The 9,599-nt window shown below is 63.8% G+C and carries 7 protein-coding genes; 5 read left to right on the plus strand and 2 right to left on the minus strand.

Annotated features, from left to right (window positions below; translation table 11 throughout):
* From AC0Z2B_RS23330 to AC0Z2B_RS23340, 3 genes are all read left to right on the plus strand, one after another.
* Entirely contained in the window at positions 1 to 1,551 is a 1,551-nt protein-coding gene (locus AC0Z2B_RS23330; RefSeq protein WP_476299730.1) for an acetolactate synthase large subunit, read from the plus strand.
* 28 nt (positions 1,552 to 1,579) lie between these two features.
* Complete coding sequence (locus tag AC0Z2B_RS23335; RefSeq protein ID WP_416423505.1) at positions 1,580 to 2,458, plus strand: substrate-binding domain-containing protein; 879 nt, start codon at positions 1,580 to 1,582, stop codon at positions 2,456 to 2,458.
* A 153-nt stretch (positions 2,459 to 2,611) separates the two neighbouring features.
* On the plus strand, positions 2,612 to 4,159 hold the full coding sequence (locus AC0Z2B_RS23340) for a phosphoenolpyruvate carboxykinase (RefSeq protein ID WP_476299733.1): 1,548 nt from the start codon (positions 2,612 to 2,614) through the stop codon (positions 4,157 to 4,159).
* On the opposite strand, the gene AC0Z2B_RS23345 is transcribed toward AC0Z2B_RS23340, so the two are convergent.
* Together AC0Z2B_RS23345 and AC0Z2B_RS23350 are read right to left on the minus strand one after the other, a co-directional pair.
* A complete protein-coding gene (locus AC0Z2B_RS23345) occupies positions 4,134 to 5,288 on the minus strand; it encodes a lactonase family protein (RefSeq protein ID WP_476299735.1) in 1,155 nt (384 codons plus the stop codon). The two genes, AC0Z2B_RS23340 and AC0Z2B_RS23345, sit on opposite strands and share 26 nt — an antisense overlap.
* A gap of 55 nt (positions 5,289 to 5,343) precedes the next feature.
* Positions 5,344 to 6,651: an MFS transporter gene (locus AC0Z2B_RS23350; RefSeq protein WP_476299736.1), complete on the minus strand. Its 1,308-nt coding sequence runs from the start codon at positions 6,649 to 6,651 to the stop codon at positions 5,344 to 5,346.
* Between the two features lie 290 nt (positions 6,652 to 6,941).
* On the opposite strand from AC0Z2B_RS23350, the gene AC0Z2B_RS23355 reads away from it, so the two are divergent.
* The gene (locus AC0Z2B_RS23355) at positions 6,942 to 7,880 is read left to right on the plus strand and encodes a helix-turn-helix domain-containing protein (protein WP_476299738.1); all 939 of its coding nucleotides are present in this window, start codon (positions 6,942 to 6,944) and stop codon (positions 7,878 to 7,880) included.
* A 308-nt stretch (positions 7,881 to 8,188) separates the two neighbouring features.
* A complete protein-coding gene (locus tag AC0Z2B_RS23360; protein WP_476299740.1) occupies positions 8,189 to 9,178 on the plus strand; it encodes a hypothetical protein in 990 nt (329 codons plus the stop codon).
* The last annotated feature ends 421 nt before the right edge of the window (positions 9,179 to 9,599 follow it).

The raw sequence follows: 9,599 nt of genomic DNA on the forward strand, positions 1-9,599 counted from the left end.
ATGAACGGCGCAGAAAGTCTCGTCTCGACCCTGGTCGACCAGGACGTGGACATTTGCTTTGCCAACCCGGGCACCTCGGAGATGCATTTCCTCGCAGCGCTGGGCGGCAACCCGCGGATGCGCAGCGTGCTGTGCCTGTTCGAAGGTGTCGCCACCGGCGCGGCCGACGGCTGGTACCGCATGAAGGACACGCCTGCCTCCACGCTCCTGCACCTGGGGCCGGGCCTGGCCAACGGCCTGGCGAACATCCACAACGCCAAGCGCGCCTCGTCGGGCATGGTCAACATCATCGGCGAACATTCGGCGTCACACCTCAAGTATGACCCGCCGCTGACCTCCGACATCGAAGGGCTGGCGCGCCCGCTGAGCCACTGGGTACGCCGCGCGGAATCGGCCGACTCCATCGCCTGGGACACCGCCCAGGCGGTGGCCAAGGCCAGCGAGCACCCCGGCCAGATCGCCACCTTGATCCTGCCGGGCGACGCGTCCTGGCAGCAGGCCAGCGCCGCCCCGGTGCTACCGCCGCCGGTGGCCGCCCGGCGCAAGGCTCCCAGCGCAGAGCGCGTCGAGCATGTGGCGCGGGTGCTGCGCTCGGGTGAGCCGACGCTGATCGTCCTCGCCAACAAGGCAACCCGCGGCGCGGCGCTGGAGAAGGCCGGCCGCGTCGCCGCGGCCACCGGGGCGCAATTGGGCTCGCAGTTCTTCACCGCCCGCATCGAGCGCGGCGCAGGTTTCGTGCCCCTTTCGCGCATCCCCTACGCCGTGCCACAGGCCATGGCCTTCCTCAAGGACTTCAAGCACATCATCACCGTGGAGACGCGCGAGCCCGTAGCGTTCTTCGCCTACCCGGACAAGCCGAGCCTGCTCAAGGCCGAGGGCACCCTGGTGCATGCGCTCGTCGAGGCGGACGAGGACAGCGAACTGGCCTTTGACATGTTGCTGCAGGCGCTGGGGGCCACCGCTGCGCGCGCGATTGTGCAGCCGCGCATCCAGACTGCCGTGCCCACCGGCGCGCTCAACCCCACCAGCATTGCCCACGCACTGGCAGCCGCCATGCCCGAGCATTGCATCCTGGTGGACGAGTCGCTGACCACCGGCCGCGAGTCCATCGGGCTGACCATCGGCGCGCAGCCCCACGACCTCATCAACAACATGGGCGGTTCCATCGGCTACGCCACGCCCGTGGCCACCGGCGCGGCGCTGGCCTGCCCGGAGCGCCGGGTGTTCTGCATGGTCGGCGATGGCAGCGCCATGTACACCATCCAGTCGCTGTGGACCCAGGCGCGCGAAAACCTCAACGTCACGACGATCATCTTCGCCAACAACACCTACGCCATCCTCAAGGCCGAGTACGCCAACATGGGGGCCGGCACGCCGGGGGAGCGCGCGCTATCGATGATCGACATCGACCGCCCGAGCATCGACTGGCAGGCCATGGCGAAAAGCATGGGGGTGCCCAGCGTCGCCGTGGATACCGCCGAGGGTTTCTACCGGGCCATGGCCAATTCGGCCCGCGAGCCCGGCCCTTGCCTGATCGAAGTCAAACTCTGAACCCGTCGCACATTCCAAGGAGCTTCCCATGGCGCTGACCCTGCGCACCAACCTGGCTGATTATCCGGTCACCAAGGCGATGAAGGACGGGCGCGTGACGTCCGACCTCGTCACGCTCGACTACTGCGGCCCCACGCCTGCGCACAACGGCTTCAAGGCCATGGTGCGCGAGAACCAGTTCGATGCCGGCGAACTGGCCATCGTCACCTTCCTGCAGGCCAAGGCCTACGGCAAACCCTACGTCCTGCTGCCTGCGCCGATTTCGGGGCGCTTCCAGCACCACTGCGCCGGCTTCAACCTTGACCTGGGGCACCTTGACCCCAAGGACCTGGAAGGCAAGCGCGTGGGCGTGCGCACCTATTCGCAGACCACCGCGCTGTGGATTCGCGGCGTGTTGCGCCATGAGTACGGGGTCAACCTCGACAAGGTCACCTGGATGACCCTCGGCGACGGCCACCTGGCCGAATACCATGACCCGGCCAACTGCGTGCGCCTGCCCGCAGGCTCCAATATCCCGCAGATGATGCTCGACGGTGAACTCGACGCGGCGCTGCTCGGCGAAGACATGCCCAAGGACCCACGCGTGCGCACCGTGGTGCCCGATGCGCACAACGCCGCCAAGGCCTGGTACGCGCGCGAAGGTTTCGTGCCCATCAACCACATGTTCGCCATTCACCAGGATATCTCCCGGCAACACCCCGAGGTGGTGAAGGAGATCTACCGCATGATCGCCGAAAGCCGCGCGCTCACCGAAGGCGGTGTGCCGGCCGTCTTCCCGCCCCTGGGGCTCGAGGCCAACCGCAAGGGGCTCAAGACCGCGATCGACTGGGCGTTCGACCAGAAGATCATCCCGCGCGCCATGTCGGTAGACGAACTGTTCGACGACGTGACCGGCAACCTCGGCTAACCGCAGCCGAACCACCCCTCCATCGTTAGACCCCAGCGCAGTGCCGGATGGCTGCGCCCCTACACGCCTTGGCCAAGGGCGCACGGGGGGCGCAGTCATCGGCATGCCTTTTGTTCAGCCCCCCAGCCTGGCGCCATGCCAAGGGAAACCGCAATGACCGTAGTAACCGAAGGTGCCGTACACATCAACCCGAGCCGCGCCCGGCTGATTGAACGCGCGATTGAGCGTGGCGAAGGCCAGCTCGCCGACTCCGGCGCCCTGGTCGTGACCACCGGCGAGCGCACCGGGCGTTCGCCCCAGGACCGTTTCATCGTCGACGAACCGGGCACGCGCCATGCCATCGACTGGGGCAAGGTCAACCGCCCTTTTGATGCAGGCAAGTTTGACGCCCTGTGGGAGCGGGTCGAGGGCTACCTGGCCGGCTGCGAGCAGTTCGTCTCGCGGGTTCACGTGGGCGCCGATCAACACCACTACCTGCCGGTGGTCATGACCACGCAGACGGCCTGGCAGCAGCTGTTTGGCCAGAACCTGTTCATTCGCCCGGAGGTTTACAACCCCAGGGGCAAGGACGAGTGGCAGATCCTCAACGCCGCCGGTTTCCACTGCGTTCCCGAGCGCGACGGCACCCGCAGCGAAGGGTGTGTCATCTTGAACTTTGCCCAGCGCAAGGTGCTGATCGCCGGCATGCAGTACGCCGGCGAAATGAAGAAGGCCATGTTCTCGGTGCAGAAATTCCTGCTGCCGCACCATGAAGTGCTGCCGATGCATTGCTCCGCCAACGTCGGTGACGATGGCAGCACCACGCTGTTCTTCGGTTTGTCCGGCACCGGCAAGACCACGCTGTCCGCAGACCCCGAGCGCTACCTGATCGGTGACGACGAGCACGGCTGGGGCGAAGGCGTGGTGTTCAACCTGGAAGGTGGCTGCTACGCCAAGACCATTGACCTGAGCCAGAAGCACGAGCCGATCATCTGGGACGCGATCCGCTTCGGCGCCCTGGTCGAGAACGTCGTCCTCAATGAGGCGCGAACCGCCGATTATGCCGACACTCGCCTGACCGAGAACGGCCGGTGCGCGTACCCGCTTGAGCACGTGGAAAAACGTACCAGGGACAACCTGGCTGGCGAGCCGCAGGCGATCATCTTCCTGACCTGCGACCTGGCCGGCGTGCTGCCCCCGGTGTCGATCCTGAGCAAGGACGCGGCGGCCTACCACTACCTGTCGGGTTACACGGCGCTGGTGGGTTCCACCGAGATGGGTTCAGGCGCGGGTATCAAGGCGACGTTCTCCACCTGCTTCGGCGCCGCCTTCCTGCCGCGCCCAGCGCGTGAATACGCCGACCTGCTGGTCAAGCGCATTGAAGCGTTTGGCTCGCAGGTCTACCTGGTCAACACGGGCTGGACCGGCGGCCCCTACGGCACGGGCGAGCGCTTCAGCATCCCGACGACGCGCCGAATCATCGCCGCGATCCAGAGTGGCGCCCTCGCAGGCGTTGAGACCGAGCACCTGGCCGTCCTTAACCTGTGGGTGCCCACCGCGGTGCCGGGTGTCGAGACCCGGCTGCTGAACCCGCGCAACACCTGGGCGGACCAGCACGCGTATGACGCCACCGCCCGGCAGCTGGCCGGGCAGTTCATCGCTAACTTCGCCCAGTTCAGCGGGGTTGATCAACGGATCATTGCGGCAGGGCCACGCCGGTAAAGTGGGCAAACACCGGCTGCGGGATGCTCGCCTCGAAACCGCTCGGGGTGAGCATCCCGGATTGGGGGTCGATCTTGAAGGAGGTCACACTGTCGGATTTCAGGTTGGCGACCACCAGCCAATGACCGGCAGCCCCGATAGCCAATTCCCACGGGTAGCTGCCGCCCGAGCTGATCCGCTGGATCGGCTCCAGGCACGCACCCTGGGCGATGCGGTAGACCACCAGGGTATCGGTGCTTCGATCGGCGACGTAGAGGAATTTCTCCCCGGGGCCGATCTTCATCGACGAGGCGCTTTTTGGCCCGGTGAACCCTGCCGGGAAGGTATCCACCGAGGCGCCGTAGCGGAGGGTTTGCGTTGCGGGTTCCCAGGTCACGCAGCGCACCTGTGCCGAGAGCTCGGACAGCAGGAACCCGTGCCGGCCATCCTGCTGGAATTCGATGCCTCGCGGCCCGGTGCCCGGTGCCATTTGCACGAATGGCGTGGGGCCTTCGGCCAACTGATTACCCTTGCCCTTCAGCTGGTACATGAACACCCTGTCTGCGCCGAGGTCGGGCACCAGCAGCTCGTGTGTGCCTTTGACCAGGGTAATGCTGTGGGCATGGGCCTGGGTCTGCCTGGCAGTCGGCCCCGTGCCGAAGTCCGCGAGCATCGAGCTGACTGGCTGAACCTTGCCGTCGGCTGCCAGCGGTAGCACCGCCACCTGGCCGCCGCCGTAATTGGCCACCACGAGGCTGTGATGCAACCCGTCATAAAGCATATGGGTAGGGCCACTGCCACCCGACCCGACGCGGTTGAGTTCCGTCAATGCACCAGACGCTCGGTCCATACTGAAGGCTACAACTTCGCCATTGGCCTCGCCGCTGTTGCCAACTTCACTGACGCTATAGAGAAAGTGGCCGCCAGGGTCTTGTACAAACCAAGTGGGGCGAAGCACTTTTGCGGTTTTCTGGACGTTCGAGAAACTGCCATTATCGAGATTGAAAACAGCGTTATAAATATAATCCCCATGGGTGCCAAAGTAGACTCTGGTTGCGCTGTTGTTTTCAGACGCTGCAGACGCCAGGGAACCACAGAGCGCAACGAATAACGCGCCGAGCTTCATGCTTTTTAGAACGTCCATACCCATGACCTTAGTCTCCTGCCCGGCAGTGAATTTATAATTCGACGTTATCCAGCGGTCTCTACGCCTGGCTACTGTTCAAGGCGGTGCTGGCCATGGGTGCGCTTGCCACCTGGGGCCCATTGATCTTCGGCGCCCAGGCACGTCTCATCAGCACCACGGTGCTGGTGATGCCCAAGAACAGGAAAACGAAGATCGCGATCATCGGCAGCGTATAACTGTGGCCGACATGCAACAGCCAGCCCGACAGGCTGGCCGACACACCCCCCGCAAGACTCGTCGCCACTTGTTGAAGCCCGGTGTTCAAGCCGGTCGCCTGCTTGGGAATCAGCGTCAGCTTCACCAGCGCTAGGTTGTTGGTGGTGACCAGGCCCAGCAGCGTCAAGGACAGCACGTTCCAGCACAGGGCCACCGCCACGCTCGACGCATAAGCGCCGAACAACACGGTCATGCCGCCAGTAAAACCGGCCACCATGAAGGCTTTGCGCACCGCCACCGCGTCGTGCCCGCGCAGGATCAATCGGTCTGCCGCCCAGCCGCTGACCGCGGCCCCGAGCGCTACGCCACAAAAGCTCAGTGCCGTGTAAAAGCCCGCCTGCGTCAACGACAGCCCCCGTTGCTCGACGAGGTAGGCCGGCATCCAGGTCATGCAGAAGAACACGAAGTAGGCGTAACAGAAGTTGGTGATCAACCCGCCCCACACCACCGGGCTCGCCAGCAGATTGCGCAGCGGCACGGTCGCCGCGTGCTGCTGTCGTTTGGCTAACTCGGCGCGGTCCGGGAAGTCGTTGCGCACCATCAGGAACCAGGGCAGCAGCCACACCAAGCCGGCCAGGCCGGTCACCATGAACATGACTTTCCAGGAGGTGCCTGCAATCAGCCAGGCCGCCAGGGGCGCGCCCAGGGCCGGCCCCATCTTGCCGCCAATCGCGTAGATGGCCAGCGCGGAGCCCTTCTGGGTTTCTTCGAAGCAGTTGGCGATGTACCGATAGGTCGCCGGCACCACGACGGCTTCGGCCGCACCAATGATGACGCGCACCACCAGCAGCGCGCCGAGGGAATTCACCAGGCCGGTGGCCGCCGCCGCTACGCACCAGAGGAAGAAGCAGATCGCGTACGGCCACTTGACGCCGTAGCGGTCCACCAGCCAGCCCATGGGCAGTTGTAACACGCCGTACGCCCAGAAGACCGATGAACCTAGCCAGCCTCTTTCGACGTGCGTCAGGGCAAATTCCCGAATGAATTGAGGATCGGCCATGGCGGCCGACATGCTGGAGCGGTCTGTCCACGCAATCATCAAGCCGAATGCGAGCAGGACGATGACGCCCCAACGGTTTTCGAGGCGTACGGCTTTCTGGATACTCTCCACTGCTTCCTCTCAGACCTGTTTTTTTAATTGTTGTCAGTCAAGACGTCCGTCGTTTCCGCGAACCCCACCGGGTGGTTGCCTGGACGCTCGGTGACGATCATCAACCGGGGCCAGCGGGCGGGTCCAGTGAGTTTTGTGGAGTGCCTGTTAACCAAACGGTATACCCCGTCTCAGCACGCCAACTGCCCCTCGCAGCGGCCAACGAGACAGGGTTTACATTCTGCGCAAGGCTGTGATTTGCTAAATGGCATGCACCGGGTCGGCACGTTGACCGTTGCCAAGGAGCCGTTATGACGCACAGTTCGAAAACAACCTATCGACACGAGTCAGACACCAAGGTCACGCTCAAGACGGTGCCCAAGGTCCGCTTGTATGTGGAGCGGCGCGAGGAAGAAGAGCATTGGTTCGTCAACATCGGCCACGTCACCGAACGCGGCCGCTGGCGCACCGAACCTCATGCGCATCCCGGGTACGGCCAGATTATCTTCGTCCGCAGCGGCAACGGTGTGATGAATCTCGAGGGTTCGAGCATCCCGTTCGAAGGGCCGTGTGTGTTGTTGCTGCCGACCGAATGCGTGCATGGGCTCGATTATGAAAACGACGTGGACCGCTGGGTGGTGACCATCGAGGTGTCCTACCTGGCCCAGCTCTACGCCCGCCTCCACGCGTTCATCCAACTGTGGTCCCTGCCGCGGATGATTGCGGTGCCATCAACGACCGGCATGGCAAGCGAACTCTTCGACCTTATCACGCGGCTGGCGCAGGAACTGGACGCCAAACTGTTCGGTCACGTGGTAGGCGCCGAAGCCCTGCTGACCCAGATGTTCCTGCTGCTGGTTCGCCAGGCCCGCCTCGATCAGCCGGACGATGGCGGCGCCTCTGGCAATGAGACCCGCCTGGCAGAACGCTACCGTGAACTCATCGATCAGCATTACCGGCAAAACCTGCCATTGCAGGACTACGCGTCGATGATGGGCGTGTCGGTGGTGCAGTTGCGCGCCGCTTGCGCGGCAGCCACCGGGCACAGCCCGACGAAGATGATCCACGCGCGCATCATCACCGAAGCGAAACGGAACCTGATTTTTGGCGAGATGGCCATCGAACAGATTGCCTTCGGCCTGGGCTTTTCCGACGCCGCGTACTTCACGCGCTTTTTCCGCCGGGAGGTGGGTGAGGCCCCCAGCCAATTCCGGCTGACGGCGCGGGAACAGTCGCAACGAGCGAAATAAGTCGCGTCGCACCTTGCTTCCTTTTCCATGAATCGTGGCGCCAGCCGTGCGCGCGGGCCACTTGCGCCCGCCTTCCCCACCGTCCCGCAAAAAATGCCAGCGAATCTCACTTTTGTGTAAAGGCATAGGCCTGGCCGCCCAATAACATTCCCTCCAAGCACCGTAAAAAATACCCAGTGCCCACTTTCATCAGCCAGTTGACTTCGGTGCGACCGAATCAAGTGTGGCGAACAACCACGCCTGGCTGATGAATATAAGTCCCATGCAACGTGTTTTATAAAAACAACAAAATCAATACGGATGGAAACATGAGAAAAACTTTCAAACCTTTGCCCAGGTTGCTGCTCGGCACGGCGATTCTCTGTTGTTTAAGCGAGTATGTTTTCGCTGAAGAGATCATTGATGCACCGACGACGTCCGCTTCGCCACAGGCCACACTAATCCAGCAAACGCCAGACACTACCAACGCGCCGCACGCGTTTCCGGACCTTGCGAAGTTGGACGAACAGGTTGGCAAGCCGCCGGTGTCGTGGAACGACACTTTTATCGGCTATCGCGTCGGCAATGATTTCCACTTCCCGGGTGTTGCCGACAAGATCAAGCAGAACATTGGTTACCTGACATCCACCGGCGGCTTCAAGTACGGCAGCTATGCCTTTAACGTCGATTACCGGGTGTCAGACTCGGCGAACCCGGAGGCTGGCGGGCCGAACAATGGGGGGGCGCAGGAGGTGTACAGCGTGGGCCGTGTCACGGCGAGCGCCAGCAAGATTTTTGGCCGGCAAATCGGCATTGGCGTGATCCGCGACGTCGGCCTGACCGGGGGGTATGAATTCGGCACGAAGAACGATGCCTACGCCCAGCGAGCCCGCATGCTGGTGCTGGGTGGAACAGTCGAGTTCGCCCTGCCGCGCGGCTTCTGGAACCTGACCGTCGGTGCGCGCACCGAGAGCAACCATAACGGCATTGTCGGCACGGACGTGGACTACGACACCGCCGCGCACCTCGAAAGTACCTGGCTCTATCCGTTCCGCGCAGGCCCGGTGCCCTTGATCTTCCGTGGTTTTGTCAGCATCACGGGGCCAAAGGGCAAAGATGGTTTTGGCGTTAAAACGACAACCGAATACCTCACCCGCGCTGCGTTGCTGGCCGACATCGGCTCATTCGCCGGTCAACCGCGCACGCTGTATGCGGGTGTCGGTTACGAGTACTGGAAGAACATGTTCGGCACGCCGAGTGATGAAGCGGTCAACACCAGGACGTCGACCCCGATGCTCCAGGTTGAAGTGCATTTCTAATCGATTGCCCGCAAGCCCTGTAGCAGCGGCCATTGGGCCGCGTCCCGGCCCACGCGGTGCCCGGGACGCGGCCTGCGGCCGCTGCTACGGGGGCGGTGCGTGAAAAAACCGCAGCCCTGTAGCAGCGGCCATGGGCCGCGTCCTGGCCCGCACGGTGCCCGGGACGCGGCCTGCGGCCGCTGCTACGAGTGCAGCGCGTGAAAAAACGCACCCCTGTAGCAGCGGCCATGGGCCGCGTCCTGGCCCCACGCGGTGCCCGGGACGCGGCCTGCGGCCGCTGCTACGGGGCGGCGCGTGAAAAAACCGCAGCCCTGTAGCAGCGGCCATGGGCCGCGTCCTGGCCCGCGCGGTGCCCGGGACGCGGCCTGCGGCCGCTGCTACGGGGGCGGCGCGGGAAAAAACCGTAGCCCTGGAGCCGCGG

This window comes from Pseudomonas sp. GYB4201 (genome assembly GCF_056312595.1).

What these genes read in the sequence shown, in the direction of transcription:
- AC0Z2B_RS23330 (WP_476299730.1), top strand. Translation starts at nt 1, where the DNA reads ATGAACGGCGCAGAAAGTCTCGTCTCGACCCTGGTCGACCAGGACGTG.
- AC0Z2B_RS23335 (WP_416423505.1), top strand. Translation starts at nt 1,580, where the DNA reads ATGGCGCTGACCCTGCGCACCAACCTGGCTGATTATCCGGTCACCAAG.
- AC0Z2B_RS23340 (WP_476299733.1), top strand. Translation starts at nt 2,612, where the DNA reads ATGACCGTAGTAACCGAAGGTGCCGTACACATCAACCCGAGCCGCGCC.
- AC0Z2B_RS23345 (WP_476299735.1), bottom strand. Translation starts at nt 5,288, where the DNA reads ATGGGTATGGACGTTCTAAAAAGCATGAAGCTCGGCGCGTTATTCGTT.
- AC0Z2B_RS23355 (WP_476299738.1), top strand. Translation starts at nt 6,942, where the DNA reads ATGACGCACAGTTCGAAAACAACCTATCGACACGAGTCAGACACCAAG.
- AC0Z2B_RS23360 (WP_476299740.1), top strand. Translation starts at nt 8,189, where the DNA reads ATGAGAAAAACTTTCAAACCTTTGCCCAGGTTGCTGCTCGGCACGGCG.